Raw genomic sequence first — 23,300 nt, 5'->3', positions numbered from 1 at the left:
GTTCCCTCACCGGTGGACCGGGACCCGCATGTGGGCACCGACAGCGCCTGGCAGGACACTCGTGACCGACGGCCGTGTCAGTGGTGCCCTATGACCGGCATTCACATCGGTGCCATGTCCGCTGCGTCCATGGCGCCGTTCGAGGCGGACGAATGCGCGGGCTGGCGGCACAGCACCACATCGAAACCCCGCACCTTGCACAAGGGGCCTGCATTGAGGCTCAGAGCCTGAAGTAACCGGCTGATAAGAGGAAGAAGGTTTTCATCTGACTTCCCGCCTCTGCCGGCACTTTGCTGATGCGCTTCGGAGGCTGGAGCTCGTCCTCGATTTTTCTCTGCCTTGCGGTCATTGGCTGGTGTCGGCGGCTGGGGGCTAGAGTTCGCGTGTTGGGCGGGCGCGGCCGCGACTGTGAGCAGTCTGGTGTTCGTGCCGCCACGACAGGTTGCCGGTACCGGGTGACGGAATACACCAGATGATATGTGCGCTGACATGGTAGAAAGCAACCATACGTGTTTGACGGCCGGTGAAGCTGGCCGGTGTGAATAGGGAGGAAACGATCATGACAGAGCAGCAGATCAGTGCGACCAGGACGGTTGATGCGGCCTCCGATGAGGTGTTTAACGTGTTGTCCAACCCCGAACGGCATGCCCGGATCGATGGATCGGGTCTGGTTCAATCGGATGAAAAGTCGAACCGCATCACCGGCACTGGCCAGACCTTCACCATGAACATGGAGTGGGAGAAAATGGGCGGTGCCTATAAGACAGAGAACCACGTGGTGGGATACGACGAGAACAAGCTACTGGCCTGGACCACAGCGCCGGCAGGCGAGGAACCTCCGGGCTGGCAGTGGATCTGGTCTCTGCAATCACAGGGATCGACGACGACGGAAGTGACTGTCACCTATGACTGGAGCCACGTCACCGATAAAGACGTGTTGAACAAAGTGGGCTTCCCTGCCATTCCGCAGGAAGATCTCGAATCGTCACTGGACAACCTCGCCGCTATGGTCTCCCGGAACTAACCTGTAACACGCGGGCATAGCTCTCCGACGGGATAGCTGCTGATGCACACCACGACAGCCACCACCTCCGGGCCGCCGAGCCTCTTAGGCCCGGGCCCGGAGAGCGCGGCGGCACGGCAGGGAAGGACCGTTCGATGACTGTTGCCTCCACGTCAGCGTCAGCGGTCGTGACCACCGATGACGGCGGGACTGGGAGCACAGAGGGTGGGCCCTTTGTCGGCGCGGATACCGCCGATGAAGATACCCCGCACCCGCAGCTGATCTCGGCATCGGCGTCGGAGGATCCGGTGAAGGATTACCTGCGCCAGATCGGCAAGAGCCCTCTGCTGACCAGGTCCGAGGAGGCCGACCTGGCAGTTCGGATTGAAGCGGGCCTCTACGCTGTCCACATACTCGCCCAGCCGGGTGGCAAGCGGGCGCGCGAACTGCAGTGGGTGGCCCATGACGGTGTCCGGGCCAAGGAGCACTTGGTGGAGGCGAACCTGCGTCTGGTGGTCTCTGTAGCCAAGCGGTTCACCGGCCGGGGCCTGGCCTTTTTGGACCTGATCCAGGAAGGCAACATGGGCCTGATCCGGGCGGTGGAGAAGTTCGACCACACCCGTGGGTTCAAGTTCTCCACCTACGCGACGTGGTGGATCCGCCAGTCCGTCACGCGTGCGTTGGCGGATCAGTCACGCACCATTCGTATCCCCGTCCACACGGTTGAGATCATCAACAAAGTCAACCGTGTCCAGCGGCAGCTGGCCGACGAGCTGGGGCGGGAACCGGAACCTGCCGAGGTGGCCGATGAACTCGACATGGCAGTCGAAAAGGTGGTTGAACTGCAGGGATTCGGCCGCGAGCCCGTCTCGCTGGACACTCCCATCGGCGATAACGAGAATTCCAGTATCGGCGACATGGTCGAAGACGCCGAAACCATCGCCCCGACCGAGGCCGCCGAGGCGGCGCTGCTGCGTGAACACCTCGCGGCCGTCCTCGCCACACTGGACGAACGCGCCGCCGGAGTGGTCTCGATGCGATACGGACTGACTGACGGAAAACCGGCAACCTTCGCCGAAATCAGCGATGTCTACGGCATCAGCCGCGAACGGATCCGCCAGATCGAGAAAGACACCATGGCCAAACTCCGCCATCCCTCTTTCAAACAGGCACTGCAGGACTACCTGCACTGAAGGCAGAAGGCGGTCTTGTCAAGCTGTAGAAGTTTTGCGTGCCGAGCCTGGGAAGGGGGGCACCAGGCGCTGCGTGCCTTTTAAGCCTGGCACCGGGCGTTGCGGGCCCAACAGGATCGATGCAGGCGTGCCTGCCGGAACAGGTAGCTGAGCCAGCAGAGCCGCGCCCTCTTCGCTTCAGCCAGGCGCAGTATGCGCAGCAATGGCACGGTGGCAGGCACTCCAGAGAACCGGGTTCGGCGAGTGCGCCGGTTGCGTAAGACCCAAAGCATGCTTAGTTTTGGGGTATATGCAGTAGGCGTGAGTGCCCGGGGTTCGTTTCCTTCAGTGGTGTGTCGACCGGCACTGGGGTTCGAGCCGCGGGGATGCACGCTGCTGACAATGCGAAATGTTCAGTTGTATGCAGCCGGGAGGGAACGCCATGAGTGAATCAGTTGAAAGTCGCATCGATATATACCCGACCCGGGTCAATGCAGAGCCGAAAGTGCTGGACCGGGACGATCCCACGGTGTGGGGCAGCGCGGACTCCGGCCCGTTCTCGGCAGATGAGTTGGCGGGTTATAGTCGGAAGGGTTACCTAGCCATCGAGGACCTGGTCACCCAGGAGGAAGTCGGATCCTTCCACGCCGAACTGGCCCGGCTCTCGGAGGATCCCACGGTGCGGGCGGACGAACGCACCGTCATCGAGGCGACCTCACAGCAAGTGCGCTCCATCTTCGAGGTGCACAAGATCAGCGCGGTGTTCGACAAGATCGCCAACGACCCGCGGGTGGTCGGCCGGGCCCGTCAGATTCTCGGCTCGGAGGTCTACATTCATCAGAGCCGGGTGAACTTCAAGCCCGGATTCGAGGGCAAGGAATTCTCCTGGCATTCGGACTTTGAGACTTGGCACGCCGAAGACGGCATGCCGCGCATGCGGGCGGTGAGTATCTCGATCTCCATGACCGATAACTACTCGTTCAACGGCCCGTTGATGATCATGGCCGGCTCACACACCAAGTACATCAGCTGCGTGGGCGAAACGCCTCAGGAGAACTACAAGTCGTCGCTGGTGATGCAGGGGGCCGGCACCCCTGACAAACATACGCTGACCCGCTTCGCCGACACCTACGGAATCGACGTGCTGGTCGGCAAGGCAGGCGGAGCGGTCATGTTTGACTCCAACTGCATGCACGCCTCCAACAGCAACGTCACACCATACGCCCGGTCGAACATCTTCATCGTGTTCAACAGCGTGGACAACACCCTCCAGGAACCATTCGGCGCCGCCTCACCCCGGCCCGAATTCATCGCCTCCCACGACGGCACCCCCGCCGGCGGGTCATCAGACATCTAAAACCTGAGCAAGCCGGGTGGACGGGGCCGGGAAGCCGGTTTTCGTTGCCCGGTGACGCGGACTCAGTTGCCTCTCCAGGTTTCAGGCGGTCCGGTGTTCATGGGCCGGCAGATGACGACCGGTTGCAGCGCGGCCGGTGACCACGAGGCCGAGGTACTGCTGGTGAGTGCGCAGGAATTCGGCGACAATGGGACATTCGGGTTGTATGGACAGCCGGCGGCGGTGCATATCATCGAGCACCCGCTCGATCAGCGCGAACGCCAACCCGTGGCCGCGGTGGGCCGGGATGATGAAGGTGTGCTTGAGGAACAAAGTGTCGCGGCCGGTGTCGTACTGGAGGAAACCCGCCATTACCCCGTTCTCATATAGTTCAAAACGGGACTTCTCGTAATCGTGATGCAGCGTCGAGACCGACACGGGATCACCCCTCTTCGGCGTCTTGAGTTTTTCAGCATCTGTAGAAAACACTTTGCCATGGCTCACACGCAGAATGAATACCAAGCATACTGATCGTTGCCATACTGTGATTGTCCGGTTCAGCCGGCCACAGCAGGCAGAGTCTCTGGCGACCGACGGGGGAGTGCTTGGGGGAAACCGTGCCGGGGGTGTGCTGGCAGCGCCGTCGGGCCGGTAGACTTGCCGGGAGGCTGTACATTGACTCCTGCAGTCTCCACTGCTGGCGGGATGGCGTGCCTCACTGCCAACCCGCCAGCACCCTTTTACCTGATCCTGACTCAGGCCGGACGTGGTGCATTTTTGTCGGGTCGTCCTGCCCACCACAACCGGCAACGGCCGGTGTTCCCACCAATCGATCGGGCCGCACATGTTGCCGGAACCCAGGTCTGCGGGGTAAACCGGCCTCGGCTGCTATCTGCGGTTCCCCGTCGGTACGGTGCCAAAGAGCAGCGTGCGGCGGCCGACGTCGTAATAGACGGTCTTGGTATGCGACAGCAGGTTCTGCAGCGGTTCGGTGTCGTCGGAATCGACCGTGAGCACTTCTTCCCATGCACCCTGGTCCAGCACCAGCTGCAAAGTCCAGGTCCCTTCCTCTGCCGGTTGTCCGGCGACCCAACTGAACTGGTAGTGACTGACCTGACGCACCTTGATGCTGTCGTCAGTGACGGGCTGCTGTGGTTCCGGATTCATGGCTCTCTCCTCACACGAACAATTAATAAGTGTACTGCCTATTATTGTCGTTCCCCCGCCCCTGTCACAAGGAGGCAGGGGGCGGATACGGCTTAGTCTCTCCAGCACCGGCTGACGCCTCAGCCCGACTGCTGCAGACCTATGGTTCAGGATCCGCTGCAGGGTGGAGGCGTTTCCAGCAGATATAGGACACCGTCGGTAATCGGCCCGCACTGAAACAGGTATTACGTACCATGGGCCCACGGCTGGTTTGGGCTTGGCGGAGAGACAAATCCCCCGGCTCTCTATCCCACATGGGAACCGCCTACGCCGACCCGGCTGAAGGCCGGGCCCCTGCCTGTGGCTGTGTGTATGCGCGGCAGGGGACCGGGAGCGGTTGTGGCATGTCAGCGTCGGCGGCGTTGCGGGTCGAGCCAGTAGTTGCTGAATCCGGAATCGTCGGGGTTGACGTTGGTGCCCGGCGGCACGATTTGGTCAATTCGGTCCAGTGTCGCCTCATCGAGTTTCAGTGAAGCGGCGCTCAGTTGCGATTCCAGCTGCTCCATTGTCCGGGGTCCGATGATGGCGCTGCTCACCGATGGATGGCGGAGCACGAAGGCCAGGGCCAGGTTCACCAGCGAAACCCCCAGGTCGTCGGCCAGCTGACCGAGCTGATCCGCGGCATCGAGTTTGGCCGCGAGTTTCGGGTCGTTGAGGTCGAACTGCTCGCGCTCGGAGCCGCGGCGGGTGGTTGGCAGTTCCTGGCCCTTGCGGTACTTGCCCGATAACCAGCCGCCGGCCAGCGGGCTCCAGACCAGCGTTCCCATGTTGTGCCGGCCGGTGGTCGGCAGCAGGTCAGCTTCGACCCCGCGCACCAGCATGGAGTAGGGCGGCTGCTCAGTGACGAATCGCGCAGTATGGTTCCGCCGGGCCGCCCACTGTGCCTCGACCACCTGGGAGGGCTGGAACGTCGACGAGCCAATGTAGCGAATCTTGCCCTGGCGGACCAAGTCATCCAGCGCGCCCAGCGTTTCCTCAATATCGGTGTGCTCGTCGGGACGGTGCATCTGATACAGGTCAATATAATCTGTGCCCAGCCGCCGCAGGGAGTCTTCGACCGCGCGCATGATCCACCGGCGGGAGCCGCCACGGTAATTCGGCTGCTGCTTCATGCCGTTGAAGAACTTCGTGCCGATGACCAGATCCTCACGGCGGCCGTATTCGGCGATGGCCTTACCGACGATCTCCTCCGACTCGCCGTACGCGTAAATGTCCGCGCTGTCGATGAAGTTAATGCCGGAATCGATCGCCCGCCGAATAATGCGGACCGAGTCCTCATGGCTCTTGTTACCCCAGTCGCCGAACATCATCGTGCCCAGGCATAAGCGGCTGACCTCCACTCCGGTGCGGCCAAGATACGTCGTGGGTTGTGCAGTGTTTTTCTCAGACATATACCCCACACTACGCCCGGAGGACAGCACACCCGGGTCCCGGCAATTGACGGTGACGGCCTCACCTCCGGCTCCGTAGCGTGGGGTCATGGATTTCGAGCCGCGCCACGGTGCTGATCTATTTCACCGCGTATGCGCCCCGGAATCGCAGCATCGAACCTCAACGAAGCACGAACTGAGATGCTCCGAAAGCTTCGCTGGCGATTTCGGCAAACTGTTGAGCAAAGCTTCTCTCGGTGCGTATCACGACGAAGAGCTGAGGGCGGCGATTCCAGTAGTGGAGCGCTCACCGTGGGACCCAATCTGGAGAGACGGATGGCCTGTTGACTCTTACCTTTGCTGGTGGCCACGGCGCGGGCGTGGGTTGCGCGCTCGATCACGCAGGTGCGTTCCATGTGACTGAATAATGCTCCTGGCAACGTTATACCTGCCAGTACGGTCGGAGAGGCAGTGGACTAATAGCCAGCGATAAGGAAGCGAGCCGGTGTCCGCGCGGTGCCGGCCGGCGAGTATGCTGTTCGCGCATCCACTTCATGAGCTCCGGTCCGTCAGAAACCGTTCTGAGTAGCGATGAGACATTTTCCTGACCAGCGCGGGGAATGGAGATGGTGTGCCCGGAGCCGGCAAGGCAGATCCCGAAACGAACGCCTGTTGGTGAGTGCAGGTTTCTGACGGGAGCGTGTCCGCTGAGCACCGCCAACCCCCAATCTGCCAAGGCGCGACGGCCGTAGCGTTTCCTGTTCCCTCGAAGCGAGCCATCATAGAAAGAAGCTCCACTGTCAGGGGGCTGAAAGGCGAACAAGGTGAGAAAATCCGTTTCAGCGGTGAACCGGAGGGAGAAGCTGCTCTCCGGTATGTTGGCAACGGAGGCGATCGATTCCCGGAGAGTGAAGGGCTGTGACAGGTCATCGGCCTCGTCCATGGCCTCGGGATATTCAACGCATCGCAGGAGCCAAGCAGTCAATCCAGGTTCGGCTTTTACGTGCAATAACTCACTCATCAGCGCCCCCAATACAATTCATGCTGGAACTGAGCATACCGTCCACAAATCCTTCAGTCTGTGTTTGTATTCTTACCTACTATTTACCCGCATTGCCCGGGTGGCTTTTAGAAACGCGGGCAACAAAGAGTTGGAAGGCCGGATCAGCAGTGGCGGGCCGGAGAAGCCCGTGTACTCGATTGGGCAACATCTTTAGTCCAGGATCTTGCAGCGCAGCAGTACACAACTGTCTTTAGCAAGCGACAAGCAAGTTCGAGAAGCTCGGGGGAATGTTTTCCGTGATGTTTACCGGACCAGCCCCTTGTCTCACTTAATGACTGGGAGTTATTCGCCCGCTCGCACGATGGAGTATCCGTCGTCGCGGTGAATTAACCGGCGTCCGGCTCCATCGCTGAGATAGATCCATACTACTGAACAGTCATCGGTGCGCGTATCGAGCACACCGGTAATGCTTTCAGCTTGGCCTTGACGCAATCTCACGGGTTGTCCCGGGCGAAGTGCCGTCCAACTCTGCTGCCACTGTGAATTCACGTTTGCTTTCTTCATCGGCCGCGGTTCTCCGGTGTCCACAGGGGCGGGACTGCGTGGGCAGCGTATTCGAGACAGCGGGTGCAAAAGTAGCTCGCCTCTGCGAGTTGGATCAGCTCTCCTTCATCGCCGACCGATGCTGGAGTGAACTCTTCAATGTACAGATAGGTTTCTGTTTTGCAGTTGCCACATGCTGGGACCGCGGCCAGCTTGTGGTTCATCCGCCGATCGGTGGGGAGGACAGCTGAAGCTGTATCGGCGACCTGAGCTGCGCCGTGGCTCGGGACGTTTGTCTTGGCTTTAAGGTCGATGGGGTTCATGGTCATTACCTCGCTCCAGCGACCACGAACAGTCCGCAACGCTCGTCGATCGCTTTACAGGATTCCATGGGCCGCTGCTTAACCCGGTCTGTTCAGCCTACCCGTTTGGAAGGAGGCCAAAAAGTCCCCAACCGTTGCCGACCCGTTGTAGGTCGCCCCTCGATACCGATTTGAATATGCACGGTTACTAGCAGACCGTCGCGAGGCGCTCTCCAATGCACGGTCTGCTTGGGCCGAGGGTAGGTCGCAGCGGGGGTATTCGATTGGTCGAGGTGTTCGTCGCCATATCACGACCAGCGGCGGTTAGAGTGACCCCATGTGGACTTCCCGGCCGAAATTTCGTCAGGGTCGCAGGCGTTGGCTCACGACGGTCCCTCTCGCCATCGCCGGGGCCGCCTTCGCGGCTCCGTTCGTTGTGGCTGCTTCCGTGGTGGCCCTGGACTTGGTCAAGCAACGCGGTCGCAGGGAACGTGCGGCTCCACGGCCGGGTACTTTCCACTCGGGGGTGGAAGAGTCCGAGCTGAGCATCTATACAGATGGCGCCGCCGTTTACGACGACATGATCGACGCCATCAACTCCGCCCGGCATTCGGTTCTGATGGAAGCCTTTATTTGGAAGAACGATGAGGTCGGCCAGCGATTCGTCGATACCTTCAATGCAGCCGCCGGGCGTGGGGTGGATACTTACCTGATCTACGACGGGTTCGCCAATATGCTCGTGCCCCGCTCCTTCTACCGTCAACTCTCGGAGCAGATCCATGTCTACCGCCTGCCCGTCGTCGGCAGAAAGTTCTGGAAGGGGCCATTGCGCTATACCGGGGTCAACCACTCCAAGATCCTGGTCGTTGATGATGCCATCGGGTTCGTGGGCGGGTACAACATAGGCTCCCTTTATGCTCGGCAGTGGCGCGATACCCACCTGCGCGGGATCGGTCCCGGTTTGTGGGGACTACGCCAGTCGATTACACGCTTATGGAATGAGGCCCATGAGCCTGGCGAGCAGATTCCATGGATTCCTCCACACAGCTGGAAGCCGGAACTGAACGTGGCGGCCAATCTGCCGATACAGCTGGTCTACCCCATCCGCCACATGTATCTGATGGCGTTCGAAAAGGCGCGGGACCGCATTTGGCTCACCACACCGTATTTCATCCCGGACCAGCAGATTCTTGAAGCGCTGGTTGCGGCGGCTGAGCGGGGAGTCGATGTGCGCGTTATGGTGCCGAGAGACTCCAACCATGTTCTGGGCGACTGGGTGTCCCGCGGCTTTTTCGGGGAGCTGCTTGAGGCTGGAGTCTCCATTCTGCGGTACACCTCCAGCATGATGCATGCAAAGACGGCCACGGTTGATGGGCAATGGTCCACGGTCGGCACTGCCAACATCGACCGGCTGTCGCTGACCTTCAACTACGAGACCAATGTTGAGATCATAGATCCCAAGTTTGCCGCGGAGCTGGAGAAAGTCTTCAGAAGTGACGCCGAGCATTGTGAACAGCTCAGCTCTGCGTGGCACGACCGACACCCTATGGTGCGGGTGGCGGAGGCCGCTCTGGTGCCCCTGCGGCCATGGCTTTGAGCGTCACCGATGGACCCTCGAGCCTTAAATGCGCTTAGGCCCGAACACCATCTATATGTTCACATCCGCGTAAGGGCGCCATATCGACCCGTCGGTTCCCGGGATATCGTGGCGTAGAGTTGTACACGAGGCTGCACTGACGCCTTCAGCCTCACCGCCGGCGGGGCGGTAGAGCCTCACACCGTCCTGTCGGCACCCGACCATTGGGGGTTCGGTGGTCCGGTTACCGGGTCAGGGTGTGGATCCGCTGGCCGGAGCGAAGGGAAACGTTCCCAGAGCCAGTCGTGCAAACATACAGACCAGACTTGCCGAGTCGGATGTATTCCATGGGCCTCCGTTCGTCATCGCCGCCTTCATCGTATTCTCCTGTCGGCCACGGCCGGACCCCACCATGCAACCGGGAGCGGCAAGGATCAACCATTCGGGGTCAAACCGGGCATATCGTGTTAGCGACCGTTAAAAGTGCCTTGCACATTCCGGCGTTTTGTCACCCGTGGACTGCACAAACAGCACGATGGAATCGTGGCCAATGGTCGTATCGCTGCTGGCCTCGTATGATCCAGAGCCGCTGCCCTGCAGGTACGAAGCAATATTCAGGTCTCGGCCGGTACCCTTATGGAACGAAACGGTACTGGTTCGGCGGAGACGATGGAACGCCTGATTTCAACAGCCGACGTCGGCCGGATCACTCTGGAGACGGGACCGCCGTTCGCCAGCAACGTACGCAAATCCCAGGACTTCATCCTTGCCCATCCAAGACCGCCTCGACCTCGTCCAGGGTCAGGCCTTCAGCGCCCAAGTCCCCGGCCATGACGGCGTCCGTCGCGATGCTCACAAGCTGATATCTTCCGTAGCCGACGGTCCGAGGGTCGCGCAGCGGTGACTTCTCAAGTCGGAGCCCCTGACCCAGCGCCTTCCGGTCTGCCCGTTGCTCACGGATCTCGTGCTGCTGGTCTGATTCTCCAATGGCCATACTGAAAAGTATGGCCCGAAACTTACCGGATTTGAAGCCCACCATCCTGGCGGCGGACCAACTGACCCGAGGCCCCAGGCAGGCCATCGACGAGAGCTTGGGTGGGGCCAGCTGTTGAAATGCGCTGTTGTTGTTCCGGCTCCGTGACCGGCAACGTTTTTGGCAGAGATTCATTGCAGCTGCCAAACCTGCTCACGGAGGCGTGGGCGGAAACGCAGGGGCCGACCTGATGCGCTCTGTGCCCGTGCACGCCTGGTGCGCCGAATGAATGCAGCTGTACGTGATGGATATGAATTGCGTCGAGATCGGTCAGCGCTAGGGAATCAGCCGCACCACGGTCGGCAAAGATCCTGTGTGTCATTGTCGGTGGCTCGGCGGATTTCAACGGTCGGCATGTAATCAGTCAACAATGATGAAGGCTATTTGCGCTAGGGGTCGACTATTGGAACCGACAAGTTCTCGCCCAAACAAAATGGGTAAGTCCCCGAAGGGCGGCTGCACGGGCTTCTAGGCGCTTAGGTGCTCGTGTGCATGAGGCCATTTCCTATCTCGCTTAACCAATGTGCTCGTGCCCCGCCCCTGGCACTCTCGCTTCTGACCATCGATATTCCCAACCCAGCGGAACTGGTAGCGCGCCGCCGCTTCGGGCGTCGCAACGACCCAATGCGCGTTGTCGATGGTGTAGACCTCGTCCTGAATCGCTGCGAGCGCGCCATAAACGGCGGCAACGATGTTGTCTATGCTCTCGTAGGAACTATCGGTATCCAGTACGTCGCATCTTCGGCGATAGTTTCACGCCATCGCGCCATGTCGCGCGCGTTCGTTCGAGACTCGTACTCCTTCATGAAGGAGTACGAGGACGGCTACTAGTTCGTCCTTGGTGTCCGTCGGAGCAAGGCACCAGCCAGGTCCTTTGGCCATGCGGGCTGATCGAGCATCGCAACGACCAGCTGTCCACGTGGTGTGCGCAAGCGGATCCTCTTGCGGTGCTGGTTGTGAAGTGTTGAGGTATCAATATGGCGACCTTCGGTGAGCGGATACTCGACCGGGCATTCGGCCATCCGCAGGGCAGGCTTGGCCGACTCGGCGGGGCGATGATGGCACGGGCGAACGCGGCCACTGAACGGCGCATGGTGGAGCTGGCTGGCATATCAGACGGCGACATCGTGCTGGCGATAGGCTGTGGCCCCGGTGTCGGAGTCGAATATGCAGCCCGCGTGGCCGGCATGGTGATCGCCGTTGATCCATCAGAAACGATGCTCGCAGCCTGTCGCCGGCGCTGCGAGAATCTCTACGATCGTGGGGCGGTCAGGCTGAGCCGGGGCACCGCCCAGGACACCAGGCAACCCGACGCCTCGGCCGACATTGTCATGACGGTCAATAACGTTCAGTTCTGGCCCGATTGGCGGGCAGGCTTCAATGAACTGCATCGAGTAACGCGTCCCGGCGGGAGCCTTCTCATCTCTTCCCATGAGAAATGGTTGCCGGGCGGCCTCACCGCACTGGCTGCCGCAGTGAAGCGCGCCGGCTTCGACGACATCCGGACATGGACTTGGGAACCACCGGGCCGCGGCGCAACAACTGCAGTCCAACTACATGCACGCCAGTAACCTGACCGCACACCATTGCCGGCAGGTAACCAACAAGACAACACCGAATGGTCTCTGCCGTTCCGCTGAAGGATCAGTCAGCGGAACGGCCGGTGCGCTTCGATCCTTGTTCAGGGGTTCAGATGGTCGGTCGACCAGGGGCCGACAGCGGTGCCGAGTAAGACAGTGTCCTTCTCTGTGCCGTCGAAGTGCACGGCGTCACCGGGAATGTACAGGAAACTTCCCGCCGGATAGCAGGTGGCTGCATCGCGGTTGAGTGAGCTGCCATACACGAGTCAAAGTTCACCGCTGGCCACAACCAGGTGTGCGCCGGCAATGTGGGAGTGGGGTTCGTCCCGGACACCGGAAGGGATGAAGAAGGCGTACGTGAATATTATGCCGGGCTGGCGAGCGCCAACCAGAGTGGCTGAACGGGTGCCGTCACGGTTGGTCTGGTCCCAGAGGATGTTATCGATGGTCGTGGCGAAAGCGGTGCGCCGAGTGTTTTGGGTTCGTGAAGTCATACTACAAAGACGCCCAGAATACCGTTTCGTGAGGTCGACACTCATTCGAGTTGACGATCCCTTGGCGGGAATGGGGTGGTCAGGAAGTTACCGAGCTCCCGCACAAGGCGTTTGGGGCTTGTTCAGCGACGTGGTGGCCGGAGTCGATGCCGTGTCGGGTAACGTTTTCGGCCCAGTCCTTCCATATCGCCAGGGGGTCGCCGTAGAGGTCCTCCAGGTCGTCGTGGAGAGACCACAGCACCAACAACGGCTGCTGAATCCGGCGTCCGGCTGCCCGATCGGCCCGCTCGTGGTCAGCATCGATGGTCAATCCGGCGCGGTAGTCCTATAACATGCCGCGCACGACATCTGGGTCGTGGACTGCGACCCGGAACTCATCGTAATTCTCCGCACCCAGTGAGTTGGGGTCGCCGCGGTACCAGGCATCCGGGTCGGCGGTGATCACCCGGATGCGCAGCAGGAGGACGGCCGGGCCGGAACCGCCGTGAAGGATAAGCAGCTTCATGCCGTCCGCGTCAATCATCTCTTCAGCAAAGCCGTCAAACATCTCCCCGGTATGCCAATGGATAGTCAGGACGTAATCGGATCAAGAATGATCCGCCCACCGTATCGTCGTATCCCGCAGACGGATGCCCACTTAACGCATGAGCCGTCATTCAGCCGACCAGGGGCAGGCGGTTTCTGAGTTATGACAAAATGGGGACTGTTTGGTGTTCCAGTTTCAATGAACTGAAACGCCGACTGCGCAGCGTTTCAGGTGTTGCTTGCAGCGACCTTTTCCTGATGTGCCCGCTCGATGGCACGGTAGACAGCAGAGCATCCCAGCTGAAAACAGTTCGTACATACTGTGTCGTGCTACCTAGCCTTGGATCATCGGATTCGACTTCGAGAATATCCTCGGCACCTCCGGCGCAGGTTTGGCCGAGACCTACGAGAACACCATGAGGCGTCTTGCCTGGCAATTCATGAATGTGCGTGATGGGGCATCTACCCGCTGCCCGTCATGCCGATGGGATCGCTCTATGCCGTCTATGCAACCCAGTTCATGCACCAGACGATCCACGGCAACGCGACCATGTCAATCAGCATCGCCCCTGCCAGTGGCACGATGAGGAAGGCCTTCTCAGAACGGACGCCGAAGCGGCTATTGAATGCATCCATGTTGGCGAGTGCGTTCGGAGTGGCACCAAGGCCATGCCCGATGAGGCCGCTGACCATCGTCACGGAATCGTAGTTCCGGCCCATCATTCGGAAAACGACGAACACGGCGAACAGGATCAGGAAGACGACTTGGACCACTAAAATGATGATCAGCGGAAGTGCCAAGTTTGCCAGTTCCCAGATCTTCAGGCTCATCATAGCCTGAGTGAGGAAGAACCCAAGGGTGAATTTGGAGATCAGGTCGACGGAACGGTCGTCGATTTTGAACCAGCCCAGCTTGTCGTTGATATTGCGGAAGATCACGGCGATCACCATTGCTCCGACGTAGGCGGGGAGCGCAAAGCCGGTCACATCCGTGAACCAGTCGCCGAGCAGTATGCCCATGACCATGATCACGCCGATCATCACGGCGATGGCGAGCATGTCGCGATACCCAGCGGCATGCTCGGGCTCGTCGGTCGAGCCTTGGTCCTCAGCGATGTCGGCACCGGCCGAGCCGCCGCCGGAGAGCACACCGACCTTCAGCTTGTCTTCGCTGGGAACAGTGACTCTGCGCCGTTTCATGAGCCACCCGGCGATCGGTCCGCCCAGTAGACTGCCGGCGACGAGGCCGAATGTCGCGGCGGCGATTGCGACCTCCGTCGCACCGGTTGTACCCATCTGTTCAGCTGTCGGGCCGAACGCAGCCGCGGCTCCATGGCCACCTTCCAGGCTGGTTGCACCGGCCATGATCCCCAGCATCGGGTCGACGCCTACGGCGTTGGCCATCCCAATGCCGATTAGGTTCTGCATGATCGCCACTGTCCAGCAGGCGATCAGATAGACGACTAGGAGCTTCCCACCTTTCTTCATCATCGCGAGGCTGCCGCCTAGACCGATCGTTGAGAAAAAGGCCACCATTGCAGGAGTCTGCAAGGTGGTGTCGAACTCGATCTCCGCGACACCGGTCTGCCGGAGGAGCAGTGCTAGCAGAGCAAAGAAGAAGCCGCCGATTACCGGCCCAGGGATGGAGAAGCGGCTGAGGAATCCGATGCGGTTTCGTGCTATTTCACCCAGCAGGAGCAGGATAAGTGCCAACGCAGAAGATTGGACGAGATCCAGTTCGAAATTCATGATGAGGCGTCCTTGGTGGTGATGGTGTGGTTTATGAGGCGCGCCGCGGATCTCGCGGTGCGGCCATCGACGTCGAACGAAGGGTTCAGTTCGGCGATGTCAGAGTGGAGTAGCTTTCCGGACTCGGCGGCGACGCGGAGAACATCGCAGATGACATCCATGGACACGCCGTATGCTGCCGGTGCGCTGACCCCGGGAGCGACGGCGGCGGGGAGGGCATCGAGGTCGAGTGTCAGATACAGATGATCGACGTCGTCAATGAATCGTCGCACGAAGGAAATGACCTCAGCCAACCGGTCCAGCCGGCACTGCTCGTCGAGCATGTAAGTCACGCCCAACTCACCCGCTCGATCGAAGAGGAACCGTGTGTTCGACGTGGGGCTGATGCCGACCGCCGCGTAGCAGAAGTCCCGGCCCGCGGCTGCTTCGTCCTGCGCTATCTGGGAAAATCCCGTCCCCGATGTCGCTCTCTCGTCCACGCGCAGGTCGAAATGCGCATCGATGTTGAGGATTCCCAGCTTCCTGCTGGGGTCGTTGTCGAGGGCACGCGCGATGCCTGAATAGCTCGCATAGGCGATCTCGTGACCGCCTCCCAGCCCGAACGTAAAATGACCGTCGGAGAGCGCCCTCGTGATCAGGTTCGCGAAGTCCCGTTGTCCCGACTCAAGATCGTCACCCGACACGACCGCGTCGCCGGCGTCATAGAGCGGGGCCGAATCATGCCGGGCCAGTGAGGCTAAGGCTTCCCGCAACGCGTTGGGGCCCTCGGTCGCCCCCACGCGCCCTTGGTTGCGCCTAACTCCCTCGTCACTGGCGAACCCGACGATGACACTGCCGGGTACGGCATTCGGAACATAGGGCGAAATGGAATTGTGCCATCGAGCGTGTTCCAAGCCTGGCCCGTCGTCACGACCTTTCCAACTGTCCGATCTGCACGACGTCATAGGTGTCCTCCACTCAGGTTCAAGGCGGCCTCTCTTACCTGCCGCACCAGTTGTTGTTGACGGTGATGGATGCGGTTTGCCGGTGCCATGAGCGTGACAGTGCCCCGTATCCGATCATCAGCGTCGGTGACCGGCGAGCTAACTCCCCAGACTCCCTGATCGAGTTCGCCCAGGCTGATGGCGAACCCGTCTCGCGCCGCCCGATCGCAGGACTCACGGATGCGCAGAATGTCGCTGTCGTCGAGCCGATACGTCTTGAAGACAGCGGATCTGGACTCCTCGCAAAGTCGGGAGAGTATGGAGATCGCCGTAGCTCCACGAACCAGTGGCTGAGATGCGCCTACCGAAAAGCAGCACCGCAGAGTATTCCGCGACTCAACGGCCTGAACACATAGCGCTTCGGTCTCCTGTGGTACGACGAAGGCCACGAGTTCACCGGAAGAGTTGGACAACTGCGTCAACCGACTGGTGATCGCGCCCTTCTCCAAGGTCTCGTCTCGATAGCGTGCGGCGAGTTTGACCGAGGTCGGCCCGGCTCCGTAGCGGCCGACGGTGCTCTTGTGCAGAAAACCCGAGTCGACCAAGGGGCCCAAAAGCCGATACACGGAGCTCAAGGGGATTCCGGTTCGGTCGACGATCTCCTCAACCGAGGCATCCGGAACAGTGGCCAACGCTCGTAGGATTGACAGCGAACGTACGACAGACTGCCCCTGTGCAGACTCGTGGTCCATCGCATCCGCCTTTCACTCGTAAGTCGCGGCAAAAAAGAACCGCTGGTACATCTAAAAGCCCGTTGGGGAGAGTACGCAATGCAGATTTCTCAAATGTTGAGAATTCTGTGGTGCAGACGGCATCGGGCTACGGCGGCGTTTCACGCGTGAGGTCGGTCAGCGCCTTGTTCGAGACGTATTCATTGGTGCAAGGCTGGAGGGTGGTGGGTGCGTCAATCAGTGCACTCCGTTGCACCCGTCGTCGCTGGCGGTGCTGACCCGTACCCCCACAGGCGAGGCAAGGACAACGCGTCCGGCGACTGCTGCGCGGGGAATCGGTCTGCCACGTGCCGCAGGAGGACCCCGCATAGTCAGGCGCGATGTCATCGTGCTTTGGCCACATTCCCGCCGCTCCTGGCGGTCGGTTCGCCCAGCGGCGAAGATCCGCCGCCCGTTCCGCCGGTCGAGCCGATGCCCCGGCCGCCGGTGCGGACGATCAGCCCTGAAGAGGAGGCGGCGATCCATGCTCGCGCAGACGCCGTGCCGGCGCACGTGCCTGACCTCCTCGCCGAGCTCGACTAGCCTTGAACCATGGGATTCGACTTCGAGAACGGCACCTCCGGCGAAGGCCTGGTCGAGACCTACGAAGACACCGTCGCCGAGGTCATCTACTTCGACGAGCCGATCGAGGATCTCGACGACTACGGGCCCCTGCCCCCGCTGACTTCCTCTCCTGAGCCGCGTCCCGACGCTTTCTGAGAATCCCGCGACAGCAGTAGCATCCGTATCGAATGCTGCATCGGGAACACCGCCAATCCCATGGCTCACGTCCGTGCAACGGTCGTACACTGGATGTATGACTTCGAAGTTGACTGACTACATCGAGGCAGGCAAGGCCCTCGATGCCGACGAACGCGAGATCGCCGCACTCGCGCTCCAGCAGGTCGACGAAACGGAGCAGGCCGAGGTCGATGCCGCCTGGGACAAGGAGATCGGTCGTCGGTTCGATGAACTGACGAGCGGCAAGGTCGTGCCGGTCAGCGGTCGTGAGACCATCGCCATGGCGCGGGCGCGGGCGCGGTCGGCGGCCCGGCGCGCGTGACCCTCGACCGGAACGAGCACCCCGAGGCACGTGAAGAGTTCCTGGATGCCCACGAGCGCTACCTGGGAGTAGGGGACGGCAGACTCGGTGACGAGTTTGTCGACGCGGCTGAAGCCGCAGCGGAGTTGATCCTCCGGTGGCCAGAGGCCCCGCCGCCGTACGGTGGCCAGCGGCGCGATCCGATGATCCGCACGTGGCACCTCGACAAGTTTCCCCATCGGCTCCTCTACGTTGTCCGGGACGGCCTCCGGGTCATTGACCCAAAGTGCACACGTGGTGGCTGAAAATGAGCGCAAGAAGCACAATCTTCCGGCGTCAGGGTAGTTGGGAGGACGTCATCGAATGGGTTGGAACTTCTCATTCACCCCACACGGTGTGTCCATTCCGGATGCGATCTTCCACGACGACATATCGACCTGACTGTCGATGGTGTCCATTTTGGGAGTGACATCCTCTCGGAGGGGACGAGCGGGAATCGATCTGCAGAAGGGAACATCGACTTTCATGCCCGGCGAACCCCATGTGTCGGTGTTCACTGGCCTACCCGCAGGCGACAAGCTTGTTGAGTTATGGTTACCCCATAATGAGTCGGTCGAACTGCTCGAACTACGGACAGACGCACCCGTGAACGCTGCTCCGACTGCAGGACGGATTGGGGCTCATCACGGCAGCTCTATTAGCCAAGGCGCGAATTCGAGTATGCCTGCCCGGACGTGGCCGGCGATTGCAGCGCACATCGGCGTCCAATTACACAACCTCAGTCTTGGGGGAGGGGCTCTTGTCGATCCCTTTCTTGCCCCAGTCATCCGTGACACCCCAGGTGACCTCATTAGCGTCAAGCTTGGCATCAATCTTGTAAATCTGGATCTGATGCGTATGCGGGCTTTCGAGTCGGCAGTCCACGGATTTCTTGACACGATTAGAGATGGTCATCCAGACACACCCCTCGTCCTTGTCTCGCCCATATTCTGCGGTATTCATGAAGATACGCCCGGTCCCGGAGCCCTCGATCCGGACACGTTCAAGTCAGGTCGCACTAAAGTGATTGCAACAGGAAATCGGGAGGAATCAAAGCAGGGGCGTCTGACCTTGCGCACTATCAGGGCTGCCCTTGCGTTGCTTGCGGAACGGCGATCTGCGGATCCGAACTTGCACCACCTCGACGGCCTTCAGTTATACGGTCAGGCGGATGCTGCGGAGCATCCGCTGCCAGACGCTTTACATCCGGATACGCTGACGCATAGTCTCATTGCTGAACGATTTGCCGCTCACGCCTTCTCCGACTCCGGGCCGTTCGGCGGCAAGACGGTAACAGGTCGAGCCCGATGTCCTTCTGCCGGACAGTCATAAGGAGCTCCTTGGGTGTACTACGGGTCGGGCGCATCATAGGTCTTCCGGCGTGCGCTGCCTGACGATGCCAGTGTGCAAACGCTGCTACGAAGGCCACCAAAGAATTTCTCAGACGGTAGGTGCAGATGAGGAGAATCTTATGATTTGCGATTACGACGTCGTCGTCGTTGGTGGCGGCCCCGCCGGCAGCCCCGCTGCAATTCAGGCCGCTCGTCTGGGTGCCCGTACTCTGTTAGTGGAAAAGAATGGCGCGTTGGGCGGAACCACTACCGTTGCGGGCGTCGCGCTTCCAGGATTGTTTCATGCGTGGGGCCAACAGATCATCGCAGGCATCGGATGGGATATGGTTCGCCGGTCAGTCGAGGTGGCGGGCTGGCAGTTGCCAGATTTCACGCAGTGGCAGCTACCACACTTCAAGCTCCAGGTACCTGTCAGCCCTGCCATCTACGCATCTGTCGTGGACGATACCGTTCTCGCCTCCGGGGCGCAGCTGCTGTTGCACACGATGCTGGCCGACCTCTCGTTCGAAGATGATCATTGGCGGGTTACTCTGTGCACGAAAGAAGGATTGAAGAGGGTTACTTCATCGCGGATTATTGACGCGACCGGGGACGCTGATGCCGCCGGGCTCGCTGGACTCGCCCGCGTTTCCAATCGAGAGACTCAGCCGGGGACCTTAATGGTTCGGTTAGGTGGCTACGACAGTGCTGATCTTGACTACGGAGTACTTGACGCGGCCTACGACCGAGCTATTTTGGACGAGACGCTGCTGGAAAGTGACCTGGGCTCGTCAGAAAGCCCGATGCGATCTTTTCTACGGAAACGCGGACAAAACGCCATTCACGTTCTTGATGTTGGAGAAGCGACGAGTGCCGGTAAAACGAAGACCGAAGTTTCGGGACGCCGCACACTGAGGCGCATCTATAGATTTTTGGTGGCTCAGCCAGGTCTGGAGCGTCTGAGCATCGACCAATGGGCTATTGAGACCGGTGTGCGGGAGACACACACCATTGATGCGCTCGCCCACATCACCGCAAAAGAATACACAGCCGGGAAGCTGTGGCCCGATGCAGTGTGCTATTCCTTTTATCCGATCGATGTTCATCAGCCGGATGGAGACGGAATTGACATACGCCCCCTTGCATTCGGAACCTTCCCCACCATACCTCGTGGAGCTATGATCCCGCGGGATAACGGTCATATAGCTGTGGCGGGCCGTGCAGTAGCCGGTGACCAACAGGCCAATTCCGCCTACCGCGTACAAGCCTCCTGCATGGCAATGGGTCAAGCGGCCGGTGTGATGGCAACCCTCGCTGCACGCACCGGGGCCGAGCTTCAAGAGGTACCTATTGACCATATTCGGGAAGTGCTTCAAAGCAGCGGAGCCATCGTTCCAGATCCCAAGTCGGCGATCAACACCGCAAGCCGGTAGATAGGTGTCCTGGCTCTGAAGCACACGGAGGTCGGAGCTTTTGCGCACCTGCCCCTTAACTTACTGCTGGGAAACTGATCAATGGACCCAACCATCCAGTCGAGTGCCCGGCAGCTACGCCCGTACCACTCACGATGGATGCCGCATAACCGAGCGAGAGCTAATGCTTCGCCAATCCAAGTGAAGCGCGCTGGGCGCGCCCCGGCGAGTGGAAAGAACATTAACCAGGACAGCGCGGTCACTGGTGTCGCGCCAGCGCCATGCAAGGCTCGAACCTGATCTAGGTTTTTGTGGCTGATGTTGGAAGAAATACATCGTTGCTCGCCGAAGGCGCACAACCGCATGAGCGGCGGATCAAAAGATCAGTGGGGAAAACTGTGTGTTCGTTCTCTCCAGCTGATTCCCGCCGGAGCAATGTTTCAATGGCAGCCGCAGCCATGGCATGGATTGGCTGACGCACGGCGGTGAGTGCCGGCCACGTGTATTCGGATTCTGACGACGCGTCGAACGAAATCAGCGCGATATCCTGCGGCACCTGCAGACCTGCTTCGTGCAGGGCACGCAGGACGCCGGCGGCCTGTGTGTCCGAACTGGCAAAGACCGCGGTGGGTGGTTTCCGGGCGGTGATCAGGCGCTGCCCCGCTTCATAGCCACCTCTCCGGCTGAAAGCGGCCCGATGCACAGTTCCCTCCGTGAGCCGAGCTTCTGTCAATGCCTGCCGCCAACCTTTCTCCCGGCCATCGACAGAGGCTACAGGACTGGTTCCCATGACCAGATCGATATCCGTGTGGTCATGACTGATGAGATGATCCACGGCCGTGCGAGCGCCTTGGACTAGGTCGACTCCGATAGACGCGAGGCCGGGCAACGGTTCGTGACGGTTCAAGAGAACGGTTGGAACCCCGGACTCCTTAAACCGCTCCAGGTCCGGTTGCGGCTCTATGCTGGCCAGGAGGAGGCCATCGACCCCGCGGGAGGAGAGACTTTGAACGTGTTTGCGTTCCTTGTCAATGGAACCGTTCGAGTTGGTTAGCAGCACGGCGTAGCCGAGCTCGTTGGCTGAATTTTCCAGCGCGTGGGACAGCTCGGCGAAGAACGGATTACTGCTGTCCGGAATGACCAGTCCAAGCATCTCTGTGGAGCCAAGTTTCAATGCGCGGGCAGCGCCGTTTGGTTGGTATCCCAGCAACTTGATTGCTTCCCGGACCCGCGCCTCCGTCGCCGGTGCCACTTTCTTAGGGCGGGCATTGACAACGTAGCTGACAACAGCCGTACTCACACCTGCGTAACGGGCAACATCCTTGCGCGTGACGGCCTGACGGACCCCTGAGTTCAACATCTTGGGGCCTCTGCCTCTCGTGCGACCCTTTCGGGATTTGACCCCCGAGCCGGGTACACGGAACTGCGGTTCATCATGAATCAGTATTCAGCATGACCGGTGGGTCGCCAAAGTCGGGAATGGGGAGGCGTTGGCCGCTCTGGTTGGCTGACTGGTGCGCGATGATGCCCGGCAAAGTGAACCGGGCTGCGACCCAGGCGTTGACCGGCGGAAGTGTCTCGGTTTCCACCGCGGTGACGAAGTCATCGACCAGGAAGTGGTGGCTGCCTTCGTGCCCGTTGGGAGCTCCGTGGAGTTCGGCCGGGAGGCGCTTCACGTCATGGACTGGCGCGTGGCCCGAGGTGAAGGCGTCACGCAGTTCGAGGGCGACATTAGCCAGCGCTGGATCATCGGCGGACATCGTCGAAGAGGTATCCACTTCGGCAGACACGTCGTAGACTTTCTCCTTGTCCTGCCAGACCGATACCCGTGCCAGTTGCTCGAAACTCCCTTCCGTACCGAAGTAACGGAACCGGGATTCACGCATATGGGAGGGATATCCCACCCGCCGCATCTCGTTAGTGCGCATCACGCCGCCGTCGGATAACTCAAACATGGCGGTGGCATTGGAGAAGTCGTTGTGGAATATGCTGACGTTCTTGTCAAAGACCCCGTCGTCATGCTCATCCTTGACGCCGATGCAGCTGACGCTGACAGCATGCGCGTCCAGCGCGCCGAGCACACCGCCGATCGAATGGGTGGGATAGAGCATGGGTGGGTAGCTGGCTGTCTGCTTCCAGTTCTCCCCGCCGCTGTACTGGTACGCGGCGTAGAAGCCCAGGTCCATGTCGTGGACATAATCGCCCTCGGAATAGAACACCCGGCCAAACTCGCCCGTGTTGAGCTTCTTCCGGGCGTAAACGGTGGCCGGGTTGTAGTAACTGGTCTCACCCATCATGTAAATTAGGCCGGTCTCTTTGACGGCAGTGATGATATCGGCAATTTCCGTCTCGGTCACCGCCATCGGCACTGCTGAGTAGACGTGCTTGCCGGCCCGGAGCGCCTGCACCACCAACGGTCCGTGAGTCCAACGCTGGGTGAAGATGGCGACGGCGTCCACGTCGCTGGCCAGCAGGGCGTTGAAGTCCTCCACTGTCCCGTCGAGTCCTTGACGCTCACATAATTCTGCCGCCCGGCCGGCTTCGATATCACTGACCAGCATTTTCCCCACGCCGGGGTGCAGCCTGAACAACTTCACGAACGTGCCGGCGAACTGGCCCGCTCCGAGTATGCCGATAGACACGGCCATGATGTGTTCCTCTCTGCTTTGGTATGGGAGCCGGTTCCGCGACTCACCGCTAGACGGCGAGCATACCTTGGCTTCCATTGGTTCAGTCCATAACTACACAATTTACTCGAGAAACACGAGACTTACAACGGATTCGAACAGTTCCGATGGACGACGCAAATTCAAGCATCAAACCTCTTGCCTACGTCAAGTTGCACGTGTAAATTTACTTCCACTGTTGGTTGGATCACAGCGCGACGACGC

General features: G+C 60.3%; 25 protein-coding genes. 10 read left to right on the top strand and 15 right to left on the bottom strand.

The annotated features are described in order from the left end of the window. Window positions 1-559 precede the first annotated feature (559 nt). The 3 genes from H535_RS0116055 to thpD all read left to right on the top strand — a co-directional run bounded on the left by H535_RS0116055 (window position 560) and on the right by thpD (window position 3,532). Window positions 560-1,024, top strand: coding sequence for an SRPBCC family protein (locus H535_RS0116055; RefSeq protein ID WP_026820349.1), 465 nt, complete (start codon window positions 560-562; stop codon window positions 1,022-1,024). A gap of 134 nt (window positions 1,025-1,158) precedes the next feature. Further along, complete coding sequence (locus H535_RS26035) at window positions 1,159-2,196, top strand: RNA polymerase sigma factor (RefSeq protein ID WP_051299430.1); 1,038 nt, start codon at window positions 1,159-1,161, stop codon at window positions 2,194-2,196. Between the two features lie 421 nt (window positions 2,197-2,617). Further along, a complete protein-coding gene (gene thpD / locus H535_RS0116045) occupies window positions 2,618-3,532 on the top strand; it encodes an ectoine hydroxylase (RefSeq protein ID WP_026820348.1) in 915 nt (304 codons plus the stop codon). 81 nt (window positions 3,533-3,613) lie between these two features. On the opposite strand, the gene H535_RS29395 is transcribed toward thpD, so the two are convergent. The 4 genes from H535_RS29395 to H535_RS27930 form a co-directional block, all read right to left on the bottom strand. Beyond that, on the bottom strand, window positions 3,614-4,033 hold the full coding sequence (locus H535_RS29395; RefSeq protein ID WP_162144900.1) for a GNAT family N-acetyltransferase: 420 nt from the start codon (window positions 4,031-4,033) through the stop codon (window positions 3,614-3,616). 366 nt (window positions 4,034-4,399) lie between these two features. Further along, window positions 4,400-4,678 (bottom strand): hypothetical protein, encoded by a 279-nt coding sequence (locus H535_RS0116035; RefSeq protein ID WP_026820347.1) that lies wholly within the window; start codon window positions 4,676-4,678, stop codon window positions 4,400-4,402. Window positions 4,679-5,064: 386 nt separating this feature from the next. After that, a complete protein-coding gene (locus H535_RS0116030; protein ID WP_026820346.1) occupies window positions 5,065-6,108 on the bottom strand; it encodes an aldo/keto reductase in 1,044 nt (347 codons plus the stop codon). A gap of 1,542 nt (window positions 6,109-7,650) precedes the next feature. Continuing rightward, complete coding sequence (locus tag H535_RS27930; RefSeq protein WP_155838733.1) at window positions 7,651-7,956, bottom strand: hypothetical protein; 306 nt, start codon at window positions 7,954-7,956, stop codon at window positions 7,651-7,653. Window positions 7,957-8,461: 505 nt separating this feature from the next. Here H535_RS27930 and H535_RS0116020 point away from each other — a divergent pair. Beyond that, the gene (locus H535_RS0116020; RefSeq protein ID WP_342667737.1) at window positions 8,462-9,532 is read left to right on the top strand and encodes a phospholipase D-like domain-containing protein; all 1,071 of its coding nucleotides are present in this window, start codon (window positions 8,462-8,464) and stop codon (window positions 9,530-9,532) included. Window positions 9,533-10,271: 739 nt separating this feature from the next. On the opposite strand, the gene H535_RS0116015 is transcribed toward H535_RS0116020, so the two are convergent. After that, a complete protein-coding gene (locus H535_RS0116015; RefSeq protein ID WP_155838732.1) occupies window positions 10,272-10,505 on the bottom strand; it encodes a hypothetical protein in 234 nt (77 codons plus the stop codon). 507 nt (window positions 10,506-11,012) lie between these two features. Beyond that, window positions 11,013-11,246, bottom strand: a complete 234-nt coding sequence (locus H535_RS30420; protein WP_483771129.1) for a nuclear transport factor 2 family protein — start codon at window positions 11,244-11,246, stop codon at window positions 11,013-11,015. Window positions 11,247-11,521: 275 nt separating this feature from the next. Here H535_RS30420 and H535_RS0116005 point away from each other — a divergent pair, with 275 nt between their 5' ends. After that, a complete protein-coding gene (locus H535_RS0116005; RefSeq protein WP_035769933.1) occupies window positions 11,522-12,115 on the top strand; it encodes a class I SAM-dependent methyltransferase in 594 nt (197 codons plus the stop codon). A 110-nt stretch (window positions 12,116-12,225) separates the two neighbouring features. Here the strand turns inward: H535_RS0116005 and H535_RS29105 are convergent, their stop codons facing one another. The 7 genes from H535_RS29105 to H535_RS26015 form a co-directional block, all read right to left on the bottom strand. Continuing rightward, entirely contained in the window at window positions 12,226-12,387 is a 162-nt protein-coding gene (locus H535_RS29105; protein WP_155838731.1) for a cupin domain-containing protein, read from the bottom strand. A 3-nt stretch (window positions 12,388-12,390) separates the two neighbouring features. Then, window positions 12,391-12,618 (bottom strand): cupin domain-containing protein, encoded by a 228-nt coding sequence (locus tag H535_RS0115995; RefSeq protein ID WP_026820341.1) that lies wholly within the window; start codon window positions 12,616-12,618, stop codon window positions 12,391-12,393. Window positions 12,619-12,697: 79 nt separating this feature from the next. Next, complete coding sequence (locus H535_RS29670; protein ID WP_026820340.1) at window positions 12,698-12,928, bottom strand: hypothetical protein; 231 nt, start codon at window positions 12,926-12,928, stop codon at window positions 12,698-12,700. A 15-nt stretch (window positions 12,929-12,943) separates the two neighbouring features. Next, window positions 12,944-13,165 (bottom strand): hypothetical protein, encoded by a 222-nt coding sequence (locus tag H535_RS29665; RefSeq protein WP_026820339.1) that lies wholly within the window; start codon window positions 13,163-13,165, stop codon window positions 12,944-12,946. Between the two features lie 482 nt (window positions 13,166-13,647). Next, on the bottom strand, window positions 13,648-14,892 hold the full coding sequence (gene gltS, locus H535_RS0115980; RefSeq protein ID WP_035769931.1) for a sodium/glutamate symporter: 1,245 nt from the start codon (window positions 14,890-14,892) through the stop codon (window positions 13,648-13,650). Then, window positions 14,889-15,836, bottom strand: coding sequence for a formimidoylglutamase (gene hutG / locus H535_RS0115975; RefSeq protein ID WP_026820337.1), 948 nt, complete (start codon window positions 15,834-15,836; stop codon window positions 14,889-14,891). Before hutG ends, gltS begins: the two co-directional genes overlap by 4 nt. After that, window positions 15,833-16,567, bottom strand: coding sequence for an IclR family transcriptional regulator (locus H535_RS26015; protein WP_051299427.1), 735 nt, complete (start codon window positions 16,565-16,567; stop codon window positions 15,833-15,835). The genes hutG and H535_RS26015 overlap by 4 nt, the downstream gene beginning before the upstream one ends. A 570-nt stretch (window positions 16,568-17,137) precedes the next feature. On the opposite strand from H535_RS26015, the gene H535_RS29100 reads away from it, so the two are divergent. From H535_RS29100 to H535_RS0115940, 5 genes are all read left to right on the top strand, one after another. Continuing rightward, window positions 17,138-17,305, top strand: a complete 168-nt coding sequence (locus tag H535_RS29100; RefSeq protein WP_155838730.1) for a hypothetical protein — start codon at window positions 17,138-17,140, stop codon at window positions 17,303-17,305. 97 nt (window positions 17,306-17,402) lie between these two features. Then, window positions 17,403-17,648: an addiction module protein gene (locus tag H535_RS0115955; protein ID WP_026820335.1), complete on the top strand. Its 246-nt coding sequence runs from the start codon at window positions 17,403-17,405 to the stop codon at window positions 17,646-17,648. Beyond that, window positions 17,645-17,932 carry a hypothetical protein gene (locus H535_RS0115950; protein WP_026820334.1) on the top strand — a complete coding sequence of 96 codons (288 nt, stop codon included), beginning with the start codon at window positions 17,645-17,647 and terminating at the stop codon, window positions 17,930-17,932. Before H535_RS0115955 ends, H535_RS0115950 begins: the two co-directional genes overlap by 4 nt. A gap of 220 nt (window positions 17,933-18,152) precedes the next feature. Further along, window positions 18,153-18,998 carry an SGNH/GDSL hydrolase family protein gene (locus H535_RS28560; RefSeq protein ID WP_245580350.1) on the top strand — a complete coding sequence of 282 codons (846 nt, stop codon included), beginning with the start codon at window positions 18,153-18,155 and terminating at the stop codon, window positions 18,996-18,998. Window positions 18,999-19,137: 139 nt separating this feature from the next. Beyond that, the gene (locus H535_RS0115940; protein WP_026820332.1) at window positions 19,138-20,430 is read left to right on the top strand and encodes an FAD-dependent oxidoreductase; all 1,293 of its coding nucleotides are present in this window, start codon (window positions 19,138-19,140) and stop codon (window positions 20,428-20,430) included. A gap of 280 nt (window positions 20,431-20,710) precedes the next feature. Here the strand turns inward: H535_RS0115940 and H535_RS26010 are convergent, their stop codons facing one another. Then, complete coding sequence (locus tag H535_RS26010; RefSeq protein WP_051299426.1) at window positions 20,711-21,769, bottom strand: LacI family DNA-binding transcriptional regulator; 1,059 nt, start codon at window positions 21,767-21,769, stop codon at window positions 20,711-20,713. A 73-nt stretch (window positions 21,770-21,842) separates the two neighbouring features. Further along, complete coding sequence (locus H535_RS0115930; protein WP_026820331.1) at window positions 21,843-23,057, bottom strand: Gfo/Idh/MocA family protein; 1,215 nt, start codon at window positions 23,055-23,057, stop codon at window positions 21,843-21,845. Window positions 23,058-23,300: the final 243 nt, after the last annotated feature.

The sequence above is a fragment of the Arthrobacter castelli DSM 16402 genome, from assembly GCF_000430705.1.
In the GTDB taxonomy this organism is placed as follows: domain Bacteria; phylum Actinomycetota; class Actinomycetes; order Actinomycetales; family Micrococcaceae; genus Arthrobacter_C; species Arthrobacter_C castelli.
Note: the sequence above shows the minus strand (reverse complement) of the source record. Positions and strands in the feature narration are given on the sequence as shown.